We start from the raw sequence: 20,028 nt of genomic DNA on the forward strand, positions 1-20,028 counted from the left end.
CGCGGGCGGCGGCTGTGTCGGGTACGACTCACTTGCGCTTGCGGATCTCCTCGGCCGCCTGCGGCACGATCTTGAACAGGTCACCGACCACGCCGAAGTCGGCCAGTTCGAAGATCGGCGCCTCGCCGTCCTTGTTGACCGCGACGATCGTCTTCGAGGTCTGCATGCCGGCCCGGTGCTGGATCGCACCGGAGATGCCCAGCGCGACGTAGAGCTGCGGGGAGACCGTCTTGCCGGTCTGGCCCACCTGGAACTGGTGCGGGTAGAAGCCGGAGTCGACCGCGGCCCGGGAGGCGCCGACGGCACCGCCGAGCAGGTCGGCCAGCTCCTCGACCAGCTTGAAGTTGTCCGCGTTGCCGACACCGCGACCGCCGGAGACGACCACGCCGGCCTCGGTCAGCTCGGGGCGGGAACCCTTCTGCTCGGCCACCCGGTCGACGACCTTGGCCAGCTTGTCGCTGTCGGTGACCGCGACGGTGAGCTGCTCGACCGCGGCGCTGGCCGCGGCCGGCGTCGGGTTCACCGAGTTCGGCCGGACGGTGACCAGCGGCAGCCCTCGGGTGACCTTGGACTTCACGATCGTCGACCCGGCGAAGGCCACCTGGGTGGCGGTGCCGTCGGCGGCCAGGCCCACCACGTCGGTCAGGATGCCGTTGTCCAGCTTGACCGCCAGCCGGGCGGCGATCTCCTTGCCCTCCTGGGAGGAGGCGAGCAGCACGGCGGCCGGCTGCACCCGCTTGACCAGCTCGGCGACCACGGTGGCCTTCGGCGCCACCAGGTAGCCGTCGATCTCGTCACCCTCGGCCGCGTAGATCTTCTCCGCGCCGTACTCGCCCAGTTTGCCGGCGAGGGCCTCGGCCGCACCGGTGCCGCCGAGCACCACCGCCGACGGGGTGCCCAGCTCCCGGGCGAGGGTGAGCATCTCCAGGGTGACCTTCTTGACGCCGAACTCCGCGGTGGCTTCGACGACGACGAGAACCTCAGACATGTCCCACACCCCTCACACGAACTTCTCGGTGGCGAGGAACTCGACGAGCTGCGTGCCGCCGGAGCCCTCATCGGTGACCTTGACGCCACCCGAACGCGGCGGGCGCTTGCTGTGCTCCACCACGGCGCTTGTCGCCCCGTCGAAGCCGACCTCGTTCGCGGCCACGCCCAGGTCGGCCAGGGCGAGCGTCTGCACCGGCTTCTTCTTGGCGGCCATGATGCCCTTGAACGACGGGTACCGGGGCTCGTTGATGGTGTCCCACACGGAGACGATGGCCGGGGTCGAGGCGGTGACCACCTCGTAGCCCTCCTCGGTCTGCCGCTCCACGGTGAGCGTGGCCCCGTCGACGGTGAGCTTGCGCGCACCGGTCAGCGCCGCGATCCCCAGCCGCTCGGCGAGCATGTGCGGCATCACCTGCACCCGCCCGTCGGTCGACTCCGAGCCGCAGAGCACCAGGTCGGCGTTGAGCTGCCCCAGTGCGGCGGCGAGCACCTTCGAGGTGGCGACGGCGCAGGAGCCGTGCAGGGCGTCGTCCACCACGTGCACCGCCTTGTCCGGGCCCATCGACAGCGCCTTGCGGATCGACTCGGTCGCCCGGTCCGGACCCATGGTCAGGATGGTCACCTCGCCGCCGTGCGCCTCCTTGATCTTCAACGCCTCCTCGATGGCGTACTCGTCCATCTCGTTTATGACGTTGTTCGCCGAACCGCGGTCGACAGTGTTGTCGTCAGTACGCAGGTTGCGGTCCGCGCCCGAATCGGGCACCTGCTTGACGAGTACGACGATGTTCATCGCGCTTCGACGACCCTCCTGCTGTGGTTATGTGATCTTTTCGCCCCAGATCTGGGCGCAGCCTCGCGCGTGCGGTGCCGTCCGGTCAACCATGGGCTGTTGTGCGGTTGCCCACGGCGCCATGTTACCTGTCAGTAGCATCGGCGCCCAGCACGCCCCTGATCCGTTCGATGACCTCGGCCTCAGCTGGGCTGATCCCATCATGGGCACGGGCCGTACGATCGGCCGCCGCCAGCACCACCGCGCGGTAGACCGGCACGTCCTGCGGCACCTTCTCGGTCAGGATCTCGATCCCCCGGCGCAGCGCCGGCAGCACCACCGACTCCACCTCGAGCGCCGAGTCACGCGGCAGTTTCGGTAGCGGCCCGCTGGTCAACGCCTCCTTCACCACTCCGCTGGCGCCGGCCATCGCCCCGGAGGCGGCGAAGCTCTCCCGGAACAGCGCGAGCACCCCCGGGTCGGCGTTCGAGACCATGAGCACCGCGCCGAAGGCGCCCGTCTTCAGCGTCATCTTCTCGTCGTCCGTCAGCCGCTGGCTCATGATCACGGAGTGTAGACGTACGGCGTGGTGGTGGTGACCGCGACGAGCCCGAGTCGCTCCAGCACCGGACGACTCTCGTCCGACGCGTCGACCTGCACCAACGTGCGGCCCCGCGCACCGGCCAGTCGGGCCCGGTAGGTGACCAGCGCGCGGTAGATGCCCTGACGCCGCCACCGCGGCAGCGTCGAGCCGCCCCAGAGCGTCGCGAACGTGCTGTCGACCGGGTACCGCACCCACCCGGCGCTCACCATCGTCTCGTCCGCCTCGGCCACCACGACCGTGATGGACTGCGGATCGGCGGCGATCTCCCGTTCCAGCCCGTCGGCCAGGTCGGACAGGTCACGCCCCCACACCTGCGACTTCAGCTCCGCGATCCGGTCCAGCTCCGCGCGCCCGGTCACCTCACGCAGGCGTACGCCCTCGGGCACCACCGGCAGCGCGGAGGCCAGCGGGGCGACCGGACCGATCACCACGGTCTCCTGATCTTCCGGCACGAATCCGGCGGCGCGCAGCCGCTGCGGCAGGTCGGCCGGCTCGTCGTGGCCGTGCAGCTTCCACTCGACCGGCTCACCCCGCTCGCGGAACACGGCCACCTGCCGGACGATCAGCTCGTCGAGACCGGCGCCGGTCAACCCACCGAGGTCGCGATAGGTCACCAGGCCCCGCTGGTCCAGGCCGCGCACCCGGAACACCGGACCGTCCGACTCCACCACCACGCCGTCGGGCACCGGGTCGGGCAGGCCCGGCCGCAACTGGGTGTCGTACGCCGCCCGCAGCGTGCTCGCGTCAAGATCCGTCATGCTCCCAACCTATTCCCGCCGGGAATCGGATAATCACTCTCGTGTGGCAGATGATCAGGAACTGGTTCGATCCGCAGGAGTTGCGTTCGGTGGGAACCACCCCCGACTACCGCTTCTCGCTGGCCAACGAGCGCACCTTCCTGGCCTGGCTGCGTACCGGGCTGGCGCTGATCGCCGGCGGGCTGGCCGCCGCGCAGTTCCTGCCGACCCTGTCCCTGGTCCACCTGCGCGAGGCGATCGCCGTGGCGTTGCTGCTGCTCGGCGGCGTGGTGGCGATCCGGGCCGTCGACCACTGGGCCCGCACCGAGCGGGCCATCCGGCTCGGCGAGGAGCTGCCCGCGTCCCGCTTCCCGGCCGTCCTCGCGCTGACCGTCGGCCTCGGCGCGCTGTCCCTGGTGGTGGCGGTGCTGGCCGGCGCGATACGCGGATGAGCACCGTTCGCGACCCGGGCCTGCAACCCGAACGCACCCGGCTTGCCTGGCGGCGCACCCTGCTCACGCTGACCGTCGTGGCGCTGCTGACCGTCCGCCTCGCGCTCACCGGCGGACCGGTCGGAGCCGGGTTGGCGGCGCTGACCATCCTCGGCTGGGGTGTGGTCGTCACGCTCTGTTGGCGACGGGCCACCGGAAGCGGCATACCCCCGACCGGCGGTCGGCTTTTCGCCCTGGTAGGGCTGGCCGCCGCCGGATTCGCACTCCTCGGAGCGCTGTTGGTGCTGCGCGGGCTGTGACCGCTGTGCGCGGTAGGTAATGATGGTTACATGGCCCGGCTGTACATTCTCCTCTTCCTGGTGCAGATCGTCCTCGCCGTCTGCGCCCTGATCAGCTGCCTCTCCGCCGAGGAGGACGGCATCCGCCACCTCCCCCGGATCGCCTGGCTGCTGATCATCCTGTTCTTCCCGCTGGTCGGCTCGATCGCCTGGTTCGTCGCCGGCCGGGAGCGCAAACCTGTCGGCGGGTCGACGTCCTGGGCTCCGGGGGCACGCCCGGCCGAACGCCACCGACCCGTCGCACCCGACGACGACCCGGAGTTCCTCCGCTCGATCGAGGAGCGCCCCCGCCGGGAGGATCAGGAACTCTTCCGCCGTTGGGAGGAGGACCTGCGCAAACGCGAGGACGACCTGCGCAAGCGTGAGGGCGAGCCGCCGCGCGAGGAACCCCGCCCCGAGGTGTAGCCGCCGGGGCGGGATCCGCGGTTTCAGGCCAGGTTCGAGGAGCGGGGGTACGCGTCGGCCGGATCGGTGAGCACGTTGACCAGGTACGGCACCCCGGCGTCGAAGGCCCGTTGCAGGGCCGGACCGAGTTCGGCGGCCTTGGCGACCGTTTCGCCCGCCCCGCCGAGCGCGCCGACCACCTGGTCGTAGCGCAGCTCCGGTTGCAGGTCGGCGGCCACGTCGTAGCCGTACATCGCCCGCATCGGGTGCTTCTCCAGGCCCCAGATGCCGTTGTTGCCGACCACGATGACCACCGGCAGTTTCTGCCGGGCCAGGGACTCCACGTCCATCAGCGAGAAACCGGCGGCGCCGTCGCCCATCAGCACGCAGACCTGCCGGTCCGGGTGGGTGACCCGGGCACCCATCGCGTACCCCATGCCGGTGCCGAGGCAGCCGTACGGGCCGGGGTCGAGCCAGGTGCCGGGCTGGGCCGGCTCCAGGTACCGCCCCGCGTACGAGACGAAGTCGCCGCCGTCGCCGATGGTGACCGCGTCCCGGGCGAGCACCTTGCGCAGCTCGCCGTAGATCCGGGCCGGGCGGATCGGGTCGGTCTCGGCCGCCATCTCCTCGGCGTCGCGGGCCTTCGCCGCGTCCTCGGCGGTCCGCAGCTGGGCGACCCAGTCGTCGTGGTCGACCCGGTCGCCGGAGTGCTCGGCCAGGGCGGTGAGGATGCCGCGCAGGTCACCGGCGGGTGCGGCGGCGGGTTGGACGTGACCGGCGCGCTGGCTGGGCGCGTCGACGATGTGCACCACCTGGGCCTCGCCGAAGTCGCCGAAGGAGAGCCGGAAGTCCAACGGGGTGCCGATCACCACGACCACGTCGGCGTTGGACAGGGCCACCCGCCGGGCCTTGGCGAAGGCCAGCGGGTGCTCCGGTGGCAGGGCGCCGCGGCCCATGCCGTTGGTGAACACCGGAACGGTGAGCGCCTCGGCCGCCGCCCGCAACTCGTCGACCGCGTCACCGGTCCAGACGTCCGAGCCGGCGATGATCACCGGACGGGCCGCGCCGGCGATCAGCGCGGCGGCGCGGGCCACCTCGTCGGGGTCGGCTTCGAGCGGGCTGAGCTGCGGGCCGGCCGGCAGCTCGGCGTCGCCGACCGAGAAGACCGCCTCCAGCGGGAAGTCGAGGAACACCGGCCCCCGGTGCGGGGTGAGGGCGGTGGTCAGCGCTGCGGCCACCGCTCGTGGGATGTCGTCGGCGCTGAACACCGTCTCGGCGTGCTTGGTGACCGGGGCGACCAGCGGAAGGTGGTCCATCTCCTGGAGGCTGCCGGAGCCCCAGCGGAACTGCGGCGCCCGGCCGCCCAGCACGAGCACCGGCGAGGCGTTGAAGAAGGCGCTGGTCAGACCGGAGATGCCGTTGGTCACGCCGGGGCCGGCGGTGAGTACGGCCAGCCCGGGGCGGCGCTGGAGCTTCGCCACCGCCTCGGCGGCGAAGACGGCGGACTGCTCGTGCCGCACGTCGTAGATCGGGAAGTCGGTCTTGTGCGCGGCATCGTAGAGCGGGAACACGTGTCCGCCGGAGAGGGTGAACATCTCCCGCACCCCGTACGCGCGCAGCGCCGCGAGGGCGAGCTCCCCGCCGTGGCCTTCGATCCGCTCCGTCATTCCCACTCCTTCTCGTCGCCTGACCGGAGTCACACGCTACTGGCCGGTAGGGAGAATGTGAACCATTCTCGGCACGCTCAGCGTCCGGTGAAGTCCGGCTTCCGCTTCGCCACGAAGGCCGCCATCCCCTCGCGTCGGTCGTCGGTGGCGAACAGCGCCGCGAAGAGCTGGCTCTCCCAGGCCAGACCCGAGTGCAGATCCATCTCCAGACCACCGTCGACGGCCAGCTTGGCCGCCCGTAGCGCCTGCACCGGACCGGTGAGGTACGGCCGCACCATCGCGACCGCGGTGTCGTACACCTCGGCCGCCGGGGCGACCCGGTCGGCCAGACCGATCCGCAGTGCCTCCGGCGCGTCCACCATCCGCCCCGACATGATCAGATCCTTGGCCCGGGCCGGCCCGACCAGCCGGGCCAGCCGCTGGGTGCCCCCGGCGCCGGGGATGATGCCCAGCTTGATCTCGGGCTGGCCGAGCTTGGCGTCCTCGGCCACCACCCGCCAGTCACAGGCCAGCGCCAGCTCACAGCCGCCGCCCAGCGCGTAACCGGTGATCGCGGCGACCACGGGCTTGGGGATCCGGGCGATCGCGCCGAGCGCGCTCGACAGGTCGGCGGCCCGCGCGGCCATGTCCACGTAGGACATGTCCGCCATCTCCTTGATGTCCGCACCGGCAGCGAAGACCTTCTCGCCGCCGTACACGATGACCGCGCGGACGTCGTGGTCGGCGGTGGCCGCGATCGCGGCGGCGCGCAACTCCTCCTGCACCTGGGTGTTGAGAGCGTTCATCGGCGGCCGCTCCAGCCGGATGGTGCCGATGCCGTCCCGGGTCTCCAGCCGCACGAACTCGCCCACGCTGAGCCTCACTTCCTCGTCGAAGTCGCGTGCCAACCTTACGACCCGGCTCGTTGGGGTAAGTAGTCTGGTGCCAGCCCCGTCGGTCGGGAGTCGCACGATGAACCCTCGTCACCCTGAGCCCCGCACTGGCCGTGCCGCGACGCCGTCGCCACACCCGGGCCGGCCGCACGGGCCGGGTGAACGGCGCGCCGTGGTCACCTACTACGACGACCGAGCGGTCCGGGTCACCTCGGCCGCGGTCACCGTCGAGGGCCGGGTCTACCCACTGGCCGAGATCAGCGAGATCTGGCACCAGCACGGCACCCGCTCCTGGCGGGTGCTGGCCGGTCGGGGCGCCATCGGCGCCGCGCTCGTCGCCCCGCTGGTGGCCGCCGCCGCCGGAGTCGCGCTGGCCATCCGGCTGGACCGGTCGGCAACCGTCACGATCGCCATCGTCGGGGCGTCCGTGCTGGTCGGGCTGGCGGTCGGGCCGGTCGCCGACTTCCTCTTCGAACACCTCGACCGCTCCTACGCCCGGGGCAGCCGGCAGCGGGAGGTCTGGATCCGCTGGCGAGGCCGCCCGGTGCAACTGCTGCGCACCCCGGACGCGCTGCGCTTCGGGCAGATCTACCGGGCCGTGCAACGCGCCATGGAGGTCGGCCGACCGATACCACCCCGTCGACGCTGAGCGCTCAGCCGACTACTGAAGGTTGCCCGGTGGTGTTTAGGCTTAGTGATGGCCCTCTATTACCGGGACGACGCGGTGCAGGTGACCTCCGAGGCGATCCGGGCCGGTGGACAGGTCATCCCGATCGCCGAGGTCACCTACGTCTGGCACGCGAAGGGGCGTACCACCCTCGCCGTACGTGGTCGGGTGCTCGGCCGGGGCGTGCTGGTCCTGCTGCTGTCGCTGCCTCCCCTGGTGGGCCTGATCTGTGTGCTGTCGCTGGCCTGGTCAGCCCAGGACCGGGGCGAGTGGCTGCCGGCGCTGATCGTGCTCGCCGCCTGCGTCATCGTGCCGCTCGCCTTCGTCCCGTTCCTGGAGATACCGCTCGGTTGGCTGGACCGCTCGTACGAGCGCGGTAACCGGGTGCTGGAACTGTGGGTGCAGTACCGGCGGCAGGAGGTTCTGGTGCTGCGCACGCCGGACGCGCTGCGGTTCGGCCAGATCTACCGCGCGGTGCAACGCGCCGTCGAGCAGCAGAGCGACGGGTGAGACCGTCGTCGGGCGGTGGTGGCCCGCCCGACGCACACTTGAACGCATGGCACTCCCCCTTCCCCGGCCGACCGCGGTCCTCGGTCTCACCCGTTCCGCCCTCGACCAGGCCGCGTCCTTCGCCGCCATCCCGGCCCGCGCGTTCGCGGTGCTCGACGAGGTGGAGGCGCTGCTGGCCCGGATCAACGGCGTGGTGGACCGGGTCGAGCGGACCCTGGACCGGACCGACCAGATGGTCACCGACGCCGAGGTGGCGGTCCGTGAGGTCGCGGTGATCAGCGCCGCCGCCACCGCCGCCGTGGACAACGCCACCGAGGTCGCCGCGGCGGCGGCCGTGGTCGTGGAGTCAGCAGGTTCGGTGGCCGGGCGGGCCGCCGAGACCGTGGGTACGGCGGCGGAGGCCGCCGCCACCGCCGCCGAACTGCTGAAGGCGTACGAGCCGGCGCTGCGCCGGGCCGCCCCGATGGCCACCCACTTCGTCGAGCAGCTCAGCCACGAGGAGGTGACCGCGGCGGTCCGGCTGGTCGACGAGTTGCCGAAGCTACGGCAGCACCTGACCGCCGACGTCCTGCCGATCCTGGCCACCCTGGACCGGGTCGGCCCGGACCTGCACGACCTGCTCGACGTCACCCGGGACCTCAAGCTCGCGGTGGCGGGTATCCCCGGGCTGTCGATGCTGCGCCGGCGGGGCGAGAAGCTCAACGACGACGCCGGCTGACCTCCCGACCCGCGCTCCAGCTGACGGTCCGCAAGGTCAACGCCCGGCGGGCCGGCTGATCGGCCCGCGGACCGCCCGGCGGGCCGGACGGTCGGCCGGGCGGTCAGCAGTCGCAGGTGGCGACGGTTCGCGGGGCGGTCAGGTCGTCGACCGGCCGGTGGGTGAATCCGGTGGCGGTCGCCACGGGCAGACCCTCCCGCACCCAGTACTCGTAGCCACCGCGCATCTCCTTGACCCGGTAGCCGAGCCGGGCGAACTCCAGCGCCGCCCGGGTGGCGCCGTCGCAGCCGGGGCCCCAGCAGTAGGTGACCACGAAGGCGTCGGGTGGCACCGCGTCGGCGGCCCGCGCGGCGATCAGGTCGGTGGGCAGGTGCACGGCGCCGGGCAGGTGGCCCTGCGCCCAGGCCGCGTCACCGCGCGAGTCGACCACGACCAGGCCGGGCAGTTCCGCGGTCAGGTCGTGGTGCACGTCGGCCACGTCCGTCTCGAAGCGCAGTCGGGCGAGGAAGTGGGCGACGGCGGTGGACGGATCGGCGGCCGGTACGGCGAAGGTTCGAGTCATGTGATCGATCGTCGACCGGTGCCGACCGCCGGGCGAGTGGCGGTCACGCCGTCCTGCGCTAACATCCGGCCATGACGCCGGTCGACCGCAGTGTGGCTGTGCTCGCGTACCCCGGGATGTCGGGTTTCGAGACCGGGATCGTCACCGAGGTCTTCGGGCTGCCCCGGCCGGAGCTCGACGTGCCCTGGTACGACCTGCGGCTGTGCGCCGAGCGACCGGGTCCCGTGCCGCTGCTCGGCGGCGCCAACCTGCACAGCCCGTACGGCCTCGACGTGCTGGCCGCCGCCGCGACCGTCATCGTCGCCGGCGTACCCGACGTGCACGGCACACCGTCGCCGGAACTCGTCGCGGCCCTGCGCCGGGCGCACCGGGCCGGGGCGCGGCTGCTGTCCATCTGTTCGGGCGCCTTCGCGCTGGCCGGTGCCGGCCTGCTCGACGGTCGACGGGCCGCCACCCACTGGCGGTACGCGGACCTGCTGGCCCGCCGGTACCCGAGGGTCACGGTCGACCCCGACGTGCTCTACCTCGACGACGGGGACATCCTCACCAGTGCCGGCAGCGCCGCCGGCCTCGACCTGTGCGTGCACGTGGTACGACGTGACCACGGCTCGGTCGTGGCCAACGCGGTGGCCCGACGGCTGGTGATCCCACCGCACCGCGACGGCGGACAGGCGCAGTTCGTCGAGGCACCGGTCGCCGTGGACCCGGACGACGACCGGATCGCCGGCAGCATCGACTGGGCCCTGGCCCATCTGGCGGAGCCGCTCACGGTGGCCCGGCTGGCCGGGCAGGCCCACATGTCCACCCGCACCTACCTGCGGCACTTCGCGAGAGCCACCGGCACCAGCCCCATCCGGTGGCTGGTCGAGCAACGCATCCGGGCCAGCCTGGCGCTGCTGGAAACCACCGACGCGCCGGTCGGGCAGATCGCGACGGCCGTCGGCTTCGACGCCCCGGTGACCTACCGTCACCACTTCACCCGGGCGATGCGGACCTCACCGACGGCGTACCGTCGCGCGTTCCGTACCGGCGTCGACGCCGCCGCGCAGGCCCGCCGGCTCGGGCGGCCCAGCCCGACCGAGCGGCGCTGACCCGGTCAGGACGCGGGCGCGTACAGCTGGTCGATCTCGACCCGGTGCGGCAGTGAGACGCTGGCGCCGAGCCGGCGTACGCAGGCGGCACCGGCGGCCGAGGCCCAGCGCACCGCGTCCACCAGGTCGCGTCCCTCGCCCCAGGCCACGGCGAGCGCACCGGTGAAGGCGTCACCGGCGGCCGTCGAGTCGATCGTGTCCACCCGCACCGCCGGCACGTGTACCGCCGTGCCGTCCCGGTCGCCGTACCAGGCACCCTGGGCACCGAGGGTCAGCACCGCCCGGGGCACCAGGTCGAGCAGCGCCCGCGGTTCCTCCCGCCCCCGCCCGGTGTACGCCTGCGCCTCGTTCTCGTTGACGACCAGCAGGTCCACGGCGGCGAGCAGTTCCGGCGGCAGTGGCACGGCCGGCGCCGCGTTGAGCACCACGCGGGTTCCGGCGGCGCGGGCCGCCACCGCCGCCTCGGTCACCGTCTCCACCGGGATCTCCAGCTGCGCGACCAGGACGTCGGCGTCGCGTACGGCGGCGAGTTCGGTCTCGGTCAGCTCGGTGAGCGACGAGTTCGCCCCCGGGGTCACCAGGATCGCGTTCTCGCCCTGCGCGTTGACCATGACCAGGGCCACCCCGGACGCGCCGTAGGTGGTGCGCAGCTGGCCGGTGTCGACCCCGGCGGCGGTGATCCGCGCCCGCAGGGTCACCCCGAAGGCGTCCGAGCCGATCGCGCCGAGAAAGACGCTTGCCGCACCGGCTCTCGCGGCGGCGATGGCCTGGTTGGCCCCCTTGCCGCCGGGCACGGTGACGAAGTCGGTGCCGAGCCTGGTCTCCCCCGGGCGCGGCAACGCCTCGGCGGTGGCGACCAGGTCCATGTTGGCGCTGCCCACCACCACGACACGGGTCTGTCGCACGGGCACCTCCCTGTCGCGGGACGTCGCCTCAGGCGGCGCGGGCGGTGTAGCGGTCGCCGTGGCGCTCGACGAGCAGCGGCAGCCCGAAGGTCTTGGTGAGGTTGTCGGCGGTGAGGGTGTCGGCCAGCATGCCCTGCGCCATCACGGTCCCGTCGCGCAGCAGCAGCGCGTGGGTGAAGCCGGGGGGAATCTCCTCGACGTGGTGGGTGACCAGCACGAGTGCCGGAGCGTCCGGATCCTGGGCCAGGTCGGCGAGGCGGGCGACCAGATCCTCCCGGCCGCCCAGGTCCAGGCCGGCCGCCGGTTCGTCGAGCAGCAGCAGCTCCGGGTCGGTCATCAGCGCCCGGGCGATCTGCGTCCGCTTGCGCTCCCCCTCCGACAGGGTGCCGTACGCCCGGTCGGCCAACGCGCTGACGCCCAGTTGGTCAAGCAGCGCCCGGGCCCGGGCCTCGTCGGCCGGGTCGTAGTCCTCCCGCCACCGGCCGACCACCGACCAGGCGGCGGTCAGCACCACGTCGACGACCCGCTCGTCGGCCGGCACCCGCTCGGCCAGCGCGGCGGTGGACAGCCCGATCCGGGTACGCAGCTCCGTGAGGTCGGTGCGACCGATCCGCTCGCCCAGCACGTGCGCGGTGCCGGTGGTCGGATGCAGTCGCCCGGCGACGATGTTGAGCAGGGTGGTCTTGCCGGCGCCGTTCGGCCCCAGCACCACCCAGCGTTCGTCCAGCTCCACCCGCCAGTCGACGTCGTGCAGCAGGGCGGTGCCGGACCGGCGTACGGCGACGCCGTCGAGGCTGACCACCAGATCCGCGTCCACGGGCGAGGGGGCGGGTGCGGCGCCGGCGGCGCCAGGGATCAGGTCACCAGTCACCAGCCCATCCAACCACGCACGCCCGTGGTGCCCCCACGGGCCGGCGTCGTCGCCGTAGGGTGAGGCGCCGTGTCGTTGCTCACCCCGCCCGGAGGGCCGCCAATGACCAGTGGGGTCATCGAGATCGAAGGTCTCCGCAAGACCTTCCACAGCCTGCGTCGCGGGCGACGGGTCGCGGTCGACGGCTTCGACCTGCTGGTCGAGGCCGGCCAGGTGCACGGCTTCCTCGGGCCCAACGGATCGGGAAAGACGACCACCCTGCGCGCGCTGCTCGGGCTGGTACGCGCCGACGACGGGCGGATGCGGGTGCTCGGTGCCACCGCGCCGGAGCAGTTGCCCCAGGTCGCCGGCCGGGTCGGTGCGATCGTGGAGAGCCCGCAGTTCTACGGCAACTTCACCGGGTACCGGACGCTGCGGCTGCTCGCCCTCGCCGGTGGCGTACCGGTCGGCCGGGTCGACGAGGTGCTGGAGCAGGTCGGCCTGGCCGACCGGGGCGACGAGCGGGTGAAGGGCTACTCGCTGGGCATGAAACAGCGGCTGGCGGTGGCGTCGGCGCTGCTCAAGCGACCCGAGCTGCTGATACTCGACGAGCCGGCGAACGGGCTCGACCCGGCGGGCATCCGGGAGATGCGCGACCTCGTCCGGGCGCTGGCGGCCAACGGCGTCACGGTGCTGGTGTCCAGCCACATCCTGGCCGAGATCCAGCTGATCTGCGACCACGTGACGATCATCTCGGGGGGTCGGCGGGTGACGGCCGGCCCGGTCACCGAGGTGCTCGCCGGCTTCGACCACAACGAGCACCTGGTCCGCGCCGACGACCTGGCCCGGGCCGAGGAGTTGCTGCTGGCCGCCGGGCTGACCGTCACCGGCCACGCCGACCACCTGGTGGTCAGCGGGGTGCCGGACCCGACCGAGGTGAGCCGGACGCTGGGCGAGCAGGGGGTCTGGGTACGCGAACTGACGCCGCTGCGGCCGGATCTGGAGAGCGTCTTCCTGGAGCTGACCGGCGCGCCGGCGCATCCGGGTGTGCCCCGGCAGGTGGACGGTTCGACACCGGCGGGCGGTCCGGCCGCCGACCAGGAGATCGACCTCGGGATGCGGGGAGTGGACGCGTGAACCTGATCCGTGCCGAGTTGGAGCGGCTCGGCGCCCGCCGCTTCGTACAGCTGATGATCGTGCTGCTGATGCTGGCGTTCGGGGTGACCGCGGCGACCACGCTGGCCGGGTCGCACCAGCCCTCCGCCGTCGAGCTGGCCGAGGCGCAGCGGCAGGCCGCCGCCAACCTGCGCGGCCTGGAGCTGGAGCACGAGCGGTGCCTGGCCCGGGATCGGGGCCAGCCGTTCCCTGGCGACGAGGGTTTCTACCTGCCGGAGGACTGCTCCGAACTGGACCCGGCGCTGCGCGACCGGTTGCCGGTGGCCGCCGACTACCTGACCGGGGTGTTCACCTTCACCCGGCAGGCCGAGCCGCTGCTCTACTTCCTGGTGGCGTACCTGGTGCTCTTCGGGTTCCTGGTCGGCGCCTCGTACATCGGCGCCGACCTGAACTCCGGCGGAGTGGTCAACCTGCTGCTGTGGCGACCGCGCCGGCTGACCGTGCTCGGCGCCAAGCTCGGCACACTGCTCGGGGCGGTGCTGACGGTGTCGGTGCTCGCCTCACTCACCTATCTCGTCACCTTCTGGGTCATCGCGCAGGTCGCCGGCTATCCCGGACCGACCAACACGGCCTTCTGGGCCGATCTGGGCGCCATCTGGGGGCGCGGGTTGACGCTTGTGCTGCTCGCGGCGGCGACCGGCTTCGCCATCGCGACGATGGGACGGCACACGGCGGCGGCGCTCGGCGCGGTGGCCGCCTACCTGGTGGTGTGGGAGCTGGGTGGGCGGATCGTGCTGCAGATCCTCGAGGTGGCCCGGCCCGACCAGCTCATGCTCGCCAGCTACGTCGGCGCGTGGCTGGCCGGCGAGGTCAGATTCTGGGACAGCACCGCCTGCCGGACCGTCGTCGACAGCTTCTGCGACGGCAGCTACACCCTGACCTGGCAGCCGGCGCTGGCGGTGCTGCTGCTGCTCACCGCCGGCCTCAGCGCCTCGGCCTTCGCCATCTTCCGCCGCCGCGACCTGATCTGACCCCCGCCCGGTCAGGCGATGGTGGAGCCGAAGACCTCGTCGCGGACGGCGTCCAGGGCCGTGCGCAGGGCACCGTGCACGATCGGCTCCTCGATCAGCCCGGTCGGCACCACCCGGGGCCGTACCAGGGTGATCGCGGCGACCTCGTGCTGCACCCGTTCGGCCAGGGCCGCCCCGCCGGCCTGCCCCACCTCTCCGGCGAGCACCACGAGCGGCGGGTCCAGCACCACACAGGTGCTGGCCACGCCGAGGGCGAGCCGGCGGGCCACCTCGTCGAGCATCGGCCCACCCGAGGTGCCGTCGGCGATCGCGGCCCGGACCGCGTCGGCGGCGGCAGCGTCCGGGTAGCCGTGTTCCCGGGCCAGGCCGCGGATCGCGTCGGCGCCGGCCAACTGCTGGAAGGCCGGCTTCGCCCGGCGCGACACGTCGCGCGGGATGGGAGCGCCGGGCACCGGCAGGTAGCCGATCTCACCGGCGGCACCGCTGCTGCCGTGGTGCAGCCGCCCACCCAACATGATCGCCAGACCGACACCGGCACCGACCCAGACCAGGACGAAGTCAGCCAGGCCCTGGGCCGCGCCGGACTGCGCCTCGGCCACCGCGGCCAGGTTGACGTCGTTCTCGAAGACGACGGGGGTGTCCAGGTCGTCGCGGAGTGCGGCGAGCAGACCCCGATGCCAGCGGGGCAGGTTGTACGCGAAGGTGATGTCGCCGGTGCCCGGGTCGACCAGGCCGGGGGTGCCGAGCACGATCCGGCGTACGCTCGACAGCTGCGCTCCGGCGCTGCCGGCCACCCGCACGACCGCGTTATGCACCACGCCGACCGGGTCGTCGGTGTCCTGGGTGGACTGCTCGACGCGCCCGATGACCGTACCGGTGATGTCGGCGCAGGCGGCCACCACCCGCTCCGGGCCCACGTCGACGCCCACCACGTGTGCGCTGCCGGGCCGTACGGCGTAGAGCTGGGCGTTCGGTCCGCGGCCCCCGGCCTGCTCGCCGACGCGGGTGACCAGTCCGCGCTCCTCCAGCCGCTCCACCAGTTGCGAGGCGGTGACCTTGGACAGGCCGGTCAGCTCACCGATCCGGGCCCGGGTCAGTGGCCCCTGCTCCAGCAGCAGTTCCAGCGCCGCGCGGTCGTTGAGGGCCCGCAACAGACGTGGGGTGCCGGGCAGCCGGGTCGCGCTCATGCCATGTGTCCTCAAGTATTAGTAAACTTTGCTAACTGTATGAACCTTTGAAGCCGTAGAACCGACAGGCGAACGGGTAAGCCGTAGCGTATCGGCCACGTGGGAGCGCGACCCTCCGCCGACCCGGTACGAGATCCGCGCCGGCCGGCATCGAGAGGAGAGAACACGTGGGGCTGGATCCAGGACTGCGCCGACTGGCGCTGGGCACCCTACTGGCCGCGTACCCGGGGTCGGTCCCGCCCGAGTGGGCCGTCGACCTGGTCGCCGACGGGCTCGCCGGACACACCCTGTTCGGCGGCAACGTCATCGCACCGACGCAGGTGTCGGCCAGCACGGCGGCGCTGCGCGGCGGCCGGTCCGACGTCCTGATCGCCATCGACGAGGAGGGCGGCGACGTCACCCGACTGGCCCACGCCACCGGCAGTCCCTACCCGGGCAACGCCGCCCTCGGCACGGTCGACGACGTGGCGCTCACCCGCCGGGTCTACCAGGCCATCGGTACCGAGCTGGCCGGCGTGGGCATCACCCTCGACCTGGCACCCACGGTCGACGTCAACACCGCCGACGACAACCCGATCATCGGCACCCGGTCCTTCGGCGCCGACCCGGAGAAGGTCGCCGCGCACGCCGCCGCCGCGACCGCCGGGCTCCAGGCCGCCGGAGTGGCGGCCTGCGCCAAGCACTTCCCCGGCCACGGGGCCACGGTGGCGGACTCGCACCACGAACTACCCACCGTGGACGTCGCGCCCGAGCTGCTGCGCCGGCGGGACCTGCCCCCGTTCGCCGCGGTGGTCGCCGCCGGGACGAAGGCGGTGATGACCGCACACATCCGGGTACCCGCGCTGACCGGGGACGGGCCCGCCACGTTCAGCCGGACCGTGCTGGTGGACCTGCTGCGCCACGAGTACGGCTTCGACGGCGTCGTCGTCACCGACGCGCTGGAGATGAAGGGTGCCGCCCTGGCCGCCGGCGGCATCGCCCCCGGCGCGGTGCGCGCCCTGGCCGCCGGTGCCGATCTGCTCTGCATCGGCGCCAAGGTCGATGCCGACCTGGTCGAGCGGGTGGCCGCCGGGATCGTGGCCGCGCTCGGCGACGGCCGGCTGGACCGGTCCCGCGTCGAGCAGGCGGCCGGTCGCGTCGCGGACCTCGCCGCCTGGACCCGGACCGCCGACCGCACCACCGCCGCCCCCGGCGACCTCGGGTACGCGGCGGCCCGCCGCGCGGTACGGGTGGAGGGCGCGCCGAGCGGGCTGGACCGGTCGCTCGTGGTGCAGTTGCACGCCAACTCCACGATCGCCGAGGGTCGGGTGCCGTGGGGACTCGGGCCACACCTGGACGGCACCGAGCAGATCCGGGTGGTGGCCGCCGAGACGGATCCGGCCGACCTGCGCCGACGCGCCGCCGGCCGGCCGATCGTCCTGGTCGCCCGCCACCTGCACCGGCTGCCCGGCGGCCCGGAGCTGGTCGACGCGCTGTCCGCCACGCATCCGGTGGCCGTGGTGGAGATGGGCTGGCCGGCGACCTGGCGACCCGACCGCGTACGGGCCTTCGTCACCACGTACGGCGCGAGCCACGCCAACGGCCGAGCCGCTGCCGAGGCGCTCGGCCTGGCCCACTGCGGCTGATCGACGGCGCGGTGCCGCTCGTCGACCGGCTGGTGAAGCTGTCGCGACTGCGCGTACTGCGGCCGGCGACTCAGCAGTTCGTCAGTCTGATTCACACCCTGCGTCACTGACCGCGCCGGGCGACAGGTAACGCTTCTTCCCAGGTCAAGTCCACAATTGGACAGCAACAAGACGGTGGCTGAGGCTTGCCCAGCGGGTTCCGGATACGTAGCGTGATCGGCACTGGAGCCGCACCCGGACCTGGGGGAGGCTGCGGACCGTGGATCCGGCCCGGGATCCACGGTCCGCGCCCTGCCGGGCGGTGTTCAGCTCGGGTAGACGCCGTAGGACCGCCAGCCGCGGTCGGGAAACCCGGCGGCCTCCGCCACCCGCGCCGAGGCGCCGTTGCGCCGGTCGTGCAGATAGGTCGGCACGGCACCGTCGTCGAGCACCCGGCGAGCCGCCTGGGCCACCAGTCTGCGGGCCAGGCCGCGGCCACGCGCCGCCGGGACGGTACCCACCGCCAGTTCGTGTCCGTGCCGGTCATGCCGCTTGATCCCGACGCCGGCCAGGTAGCGGCCCCGGTGGTCGCGCACGATGAGCACCGACCGGTCGAACAGCCGCAGCCAGGAGGGCAGGCCGGGGGTGGTCGGAGGGGCCCACTCACCGACGTCCGGCAGGTCCGCCGGCGCGACGCTCCACCGGAAGACGTCGTCGTGCACGGCCCAGCGTGGGTACCCGACCGCGGCCGGCAGGGCGTTCAGCAGCCCGTCCGGGCGCCGCACCAGCTCACGTACGGCCGCGACCCGGTCGGGCGCCACGGAGAGCACGCCGCTGGCCCGGGCGTGGACCGCGATGGCGGGGCGCGGGCGGCCGTCCCAGGCGGGTCGGGTCCGCCGCCCGGACCCGACCACGTGCAGGCCCGGGCCGGCCGGCCACTGTCCCAGCCAGGTCGCCAGGTGCAGGTGGAGCCGCCGGTCGAGCATCAACACCTCCCGGTCCGTCACCGTCGACGCCGCTCACGGTACGACGGACCCGGTGAGTTCGGGGCGTAGGTGGGCGCGATCCGGGGAACCTGAACGATCGATCGACCGTCATACCCATTTCCATACATGGACAACTTTCTTTGGAACGGTGTAGGCATGCCGAAACACCCGCACGACCGTGATCAGCAGGACCCCGAGCGCGCCTGGCGACACCACGGGGCGACCGGCCGGCCTCCCACCCAGACCCCCTACCGGGGACACCGCACCCGCCCTGCCACCCTCTCCTGGCATGACCTGAACAGCCTGCCGGCCGGCCCCGTACGACACCACCTGAACCCCCACTGACACACCAGCAATAAGCCGATCTTGATGCCTTGAAAAATCGCGGCGACCGCCGAGACGCACGGAGCGACTGTGCTGCACTACGACGCCGACTACGACCGGATCGCCGCGATCACCGGTCAACCGACCGAGTGGGTGGCGCCCCGGGGAAGCCTGTAGAGCGGCGAGCCACCGCGCGCTTTCGCACACCTGTCGGGTAACGTCTGCTGGTCCTTCGCGGGTCACGACAGGAGTTGGCACATCCATGGGCAAGAAGACGATCCACGTCTCCGACTTCAGCGGCACGATGCTGGGTGCCGACGACGAGGCCGTCCGCGTCGTCGTTCTCGATCATCCTGACCTGGTGGCCGGGCCCGTGCAGTTGGACGCCACCCCGGTGGAGGTGGAGAGCATCGACGACGCGGCGCTGGACGTGGCGGTGGTCGAGATCCACGACCGGCACGGCCAGGGCGAGCCGCGTCGGGTGGTGCTGACCGCGAGCGAGTTCGACGCGATGGCCACCGACGTGCCGATGGCGCAGTTGCTGAGGACCGCCGAGCGGGTACGCCCGCCGAAGGCCCGCCGCAGCGCCGAGAAGGTCGACTACGGCACCATCGAGCACGCCGGCCGGCCGCACCGGGGACGGGTCACCGAGGAGGAGGCCCGGTTGGTGCGGGAGCGGCTCGACGAGGTGAACAAGCGCCTCGCCGACGCCGGGCTACGCCAGATCGATCCGGCCGATCCGGAGCACGCCGCCCGGTACGGCTTCCCCGTCGAGCCCTGATCGGCTACTCGAACGTCCGCAGTTTGGCCAGGGCCGCCGCGATGTTCGCCTCGACGGCGGCCTTGTCCACACCGAGGCCGGTGAGCACGCCCTCGCCGTTCTCCTGCTCCAGCAGGGCCAGCAGGATGTGCTCGGTGCCGATGTAGTTGTGCCCGAGCCGCAGCGCCTCGCGGAAGGTCAACTCCAGCGCCTTCTTGCCTGCGGTGTCGTACGGGATCAGGTCCGGAACCTCGTCCGAGGATGGCGGCAGCGCCGCCGTGGCGGCCTCGCGCACGGCTTCGACCGACGCACCACCGGCGGCCAGCGCCCTGGCGGCCAGCGCCTCCGGTTCGGCCAGCAGGCCGAGCACCAGGTGCGCCGGGGTGATCTCGGCGTTACCCGCGGCCTTCGCCTCGTTCTGCGAGGCCAGCACCACGTTGCGGGCGCGGGGAGTGAACCGCTGGAAGCCTTCCTGCGGATCCAACGACGAGGCCACGAAGCGCTTCTGGGCGGCCTGCTTGCTCACCCCCATGCTGCGACCGATCTCCGTCCAGGACGCCCCGGAGCGGCGAGCCTGGTCCACGAAGTGGCCGATCAGGTGGTCGGCGACGTCACCGATGTGATCGGCCATCATGACCGCGTCACTGAGCTGGTCGAGGGCATCGGTACGGGTCTGCTTGATGACCTGGATCAGGTCGTCGAGGCGGACCGGATTCTTCAGCTGCACGGGTTCAGTCATGCGTCAACCTTAGGTTGACGGCCCACCCGTCGTCAACCATTGGTTGACGACGCTTCTCAGTGATGATCGCTGTTAACAACCTTGACTAATTTGGCCGAAATCGACAGACTCGGATTCGGAGAGCGCTCTCCAGCCGCCTCGCCAGCGTATCCGTCCCTCCACCCC

General features: G+C 72.4%; 23 protein-coding genes. 11 read left to right on the forward strand and 12 right to left on the reverse strand.

What is annotated here, in order from left to right; all coding sequences use genetic code 11:
• Positions 1 to 28: 28 nt before the first annotated feature.
• The 4 genes from O7605_RS13400 to O7605_RS13415 form a co-directional block, all read right to left on the reverse strand.
• The gene (locus O7605_RS13400; RefSeq protein ID WP_269739486.1) at positions 29 to 988 is read right to left on the reverse strand and encodes an electron transfer flavoprotein subunit alpha/FixB family protein; all 960 of its coding nucleotides are present in this window, start codon (positions 986 to 988) and stop codon (positions 29 to 31) included.
• A gap of 12 nt (positions 989 to 1,000) precedes the next feature.
• Positions 1,001 to 1,780, reverse strand: a complete 780-nt coding sequence (locus O7605_RS13405; RefSeq protein ID WP_210831123.1) for an electron transfer flavoprotein subunit beta/FixA family protein — start codon at positions 1,778 to 1,780, stop codon at positions 1,001 to 1,003.
• A gap of 124 nt (positions 1,781 to 1,904) precedes the next feature.
• Positions 1,905 to 2,321, reverse strand: coding sequence for a hypothetical protein (locus tag O7605_RS13410; protein ID WP_269739487.1), 417 nt, complete (start codon positions 2,319 to 2,321; stop codon positions 1,905 to 1,907).
• A 2-nt stretch (positions 2,322 to 2,323) separates the two neighbouring features.
• Entirely contained in the window at positions 2,324 to 3,121 is a 798-nt protein-coding gene (locus O7605_RS13415; protein WP_269739488.1) for a GNAT family N-acetyltransferase, read from the reverse strand.
• Between the two features lie 41 nt (positions 3,122 to 3,162).
• Here O7605_RS13415 and O7605_RS13420 point away from each other — a divergent pair, with 41 nt between their 5' ends.
• The 3 genes from O7605_RS13420 to O7605_RS13430 are packed head-to-tail and all read left to right on the forward strand — an operon-like array spanning position 3,163 to position 4,295.
• Positions 3,163 to 3,552, forward strand: coding sequence for a YidH family protein (locus O7605_RS13420; protein ID WP_164445801.1), 390 nt, complete (start codon positions 3,163 to 3,165; stop codon positions 3,550 to 3,552).
• On the forward strand, positions 3,549 to 3,851 hold the full coding sequence (locus O7605_RS13425) for a DUF202 domain-containing protein (protein WP_164445802.1): 303 nt from the start codon (positions 3,549 to 3,551) through the stop codon (positions 3,849 to 3,851). The genes O7605_RS13420 and O7605_RS13425 overlap by 4 nt, the downstream gene beginning before the upstream one ends.
• A gap of 30 nt (positions 3,852 to 3,881) precedes the next feature.
• Complete coding sequence (locus tag O7605_RS13430; protein ID WP_269739489.1) at positions 3,882 to 4,295, forward strand: PLD nuclease N-terminal domain-containing protein; 414 nt, start codon at positions 3,882 to 3,884, stop codon at positions 4,293 to 4,295.
• A 23-nt stretch (positions 4,296 to 4,318) separates the two neighbouring features.
• Here the strand turns inward: O7605_RS13430 and O7605_RS13435 are convergent, their stop codons facing one another.
• The gene (locus tag O7605_RS13435; protein ID WP_269739490.1) at positions 4,319 to 5,941 is read right to left on the reverse strand and encodes an acetolactate synthase; all 1,623 of its coding nucleotides are present in this window, start codon (positions 5,939 to 5,941) and stop codon (positions 4,319 to 4,321) included.
• A gap of 77 nt (positions 5,942 to 6,018) precedes the next feature.
• On the reverse strand, positions 6,019 to 6,792 hold the full coding sequence (locus O7605_RS13440; protein ID WP_269739491.1) for an enoyl-CoA hydratase-related protein: 774 nt from the start codon (positions 6,790 to 6,792) through the stop codon (positions 6,019 to 6,021).
• A gap of 193 nt (positions 6,793 to 6,985) precedes the next feature.
• Here O7605_RS13440 and O7605_RS13445 point away from each other — a divergent pair, with 193 nt between their 5' ends.
• The 3 genes from O7605_RS13445 to O7605_RS13455 are packed head-to-tail and all read left to right on the forward strand — an operon-like array spanning position 6,986 to position 8,708.
• Positions 6,986 to 7,462: a DUF6232 family protein gene (locus tag O7605_RS13445; protein WP_269739492.1), complete on the forward strand. Its 477-nt coding sequence runs from the start codon at positions 6,986 to 6,988 to the stop codon at positions 7,460 to 7,462.
• A 48-nt stretch (positions 7,463 to 7,510) separates the two neighbouring features.
• Entirely contained in the window at positions 7,511 to 7,990 is a 480-nt protein-coding gene (locus O7605_RS13450; RefSeq protein ID WP_269739493.1) for a DUF6232 family protein, read from the forward strand.
• Positions 7,991 to 8,036: 46 nt separating this feature from the next.
• Positions 8,037 to 8,708: a hypothetical protein gene (locus tag O7605_RS13455; RefSeq protein ID WP_269739494.1), complete on the forward strand. Its 672-nt coding sequence runs from the start codon at positions 8,037 to 8,039 to the stop codon at positions 8,706 to 8,708.
• Positions 8,709 to 8,811: 103 nt separating this feature from the next.
• Here the strand turns inward: O7605_RS13455 and O7605_RS13460 are convergent, their stop codons facing one another.
• Entirely contained in the window at positions 8,812 to 9,270 is a 459-nt protein-coding gene (locus tag O7605_RS13460; RefSeq protein ID WP_269739495.1) for a rhodanese-like domain-containing protein, read from the reverse strand.
• Between the two features lie 71 nt (positions 9,271 to 9,341).
• Between O7605_RS13460 and O7605_RS13465 the strand changes: the two genes are divergently transcribed.
• Positions 9,342 to 10,361, forward strand: a complete 1,020-nt coding sequence (locus tag O7605_RS13465) for a helix-turn-helix domain-containing protein (protein WP_269739496.1) — start codon at positions 9,342 to 9,344, stop codon at positions 10,359 to 10,361.
• A gap of 5 nt (positions 10,362 to 10,366) precedes the next feature.
• Here the strand turns inward: O7605_RS13465 and O7605_RS13470 are convergent, their stop codons facing one another.
• Together O7605_RS13470 and O7605_RS13475 are read right to left on the reverse strand one after the other, a co-directional pair.
• Positions 10,367 to 11,266: a ribokinase gene (locus O7605_RS13470; protein WP_269739497.1), complete on the reverse strand. Its 900-nt coding sequence runs from the start codon at positions 11,264 to 11,266 to the stop codon at positions 10,367 to 10,369.
• 28 nt (positions 11,267 to 11,294) lie between these two features.
• A complete protein-coding gene (locus tag O7605_RS13475; RefSeq protein ID WP_269739498.1) occupies positions 11,295 to 12,137 on the reverse strand; it encodes an ABC transporter ATP-binding protein in 843 nt (280 codons plus the stop codon).
• 102 nt (positions 12,138 to 12,239) lie between these two features.
• Here O7605_RS13475 and O7605_RS13480 point away from each other — a divergent pair, with 102 nt between their 5' ends.
• Complete coding sequence (locus O7605_RS13480; RefSeq protein ID WP_269739499.1) at positions 12,240 to 13,253, forward strand: ABC transporter ATP-binding protein; 1,014 nt, start codon at positions 12,240 to 12,242, stop codon at positions 13,251 to 13,253.
• On the forward strand, positions 13,250 to 14,263 hold the full coding sequence (locus O7605_RS13485; RefSeq protein WP_269739500.1) for an ABC transporter permease: 1,014 nt from the start codon (positions 13,250 to 13,252) through the stop codon (positions 14,261 to 14,263). Before O7605_RS13480 ends, O7605_RS13485 begins: the two co-directional genes overlap by 4 nt.
• Before the next feature lie 11 nt (positions 14,264 to 14,274).
• Here O7605_RS13485 and O7605_RS13490 read toward each other — a convergent pair whose 3' ends face one another.
• Entirely contained in the window at positions 14,275 to 15,450 is a 1,176-nt protein-coding gene (locus O7605_RS13490) for an ROK family transcriptional regulator (RefSeq protein WP_269739501.1), read from the reverse strand.
• Between the two features lie 167 nt (positions 15,451 to 15,617).
• On the opposite strand from O7605_RS13490, the gene O7605_RS13495 reads away from it, so the two are divergent.
• A complete protein-coding gene (locus O7605_RS13495) occupies positions 15,618 to 17,075 on the forward strand; it encodes a glycoside hydrolase family 3 protein (protein ID WP_269739502.1) in 1,458 nt (485 codons plus the stop codon).
• Positions 17,076 to 17,380: 305 nt separating this feature from the next.
• On the opposite strand, the gene O7605_RS13500 is transcribed toward O7605_RS13495, so the two are convergent.
• Positions 17,381 to 18,040 (reverse strand): GNAT family N-acetyltransferase, encoded by a 660-nt coding sequence (locus O7605_RS13500; RefSeq protein WP_269742625.1) that lies wholly within the window; start codon positions 18,038 to 18,040, stop codon positions 17,381 to 17,383.
• Between the two features lie 586 nt (positions 18,041 to 18,626).
• Here O7605_RS13500 and O7605_RS13510 point away from each other — a divergent pair.
• Positions 18,627 to 19,145 carry a hypothetical protein gene (locus O7605_RS13510; RefSeq protein WP_269739503.1) on the forward strand — a complete coding sequence of 173 codons (519 nt, stop codon included), beginning with the start codon at positions 18,627 to 18,629 and terminating at the stop codon, positions 19,143 to 19,145.
• A 4-nt stretch (positions 19,146 to 19,149) separates the two neighbouring features.
• On the opposite strand, the gene O7605_RS13515 is transcribed toward O7605_RS13510, so the two are convergent.
• A complete protein-coding gene (locus tag O7605_RS13515; protein ID WP_269739504.1) occupies positions 19,150 to 19,863 on the reverse strand; it encodes a Clp protease N-terminal domain-containing protein in 714 nt (237 codons plus the stop codon).
• Between the last annotated feature and the right edge of the window lie 165 nt (positions 19,864 to 20,028).

This window comes from Verrucosispora sp. WMMA2121, from assembly GCF_027460185.1.
Classification (GTDB): domain Bacteria; phylum Actinomycetota; class Actinomycetes; order Mycobacteriales; family Micromonosporaceae; genus Micromonospora; species Micromonospora palythoicola.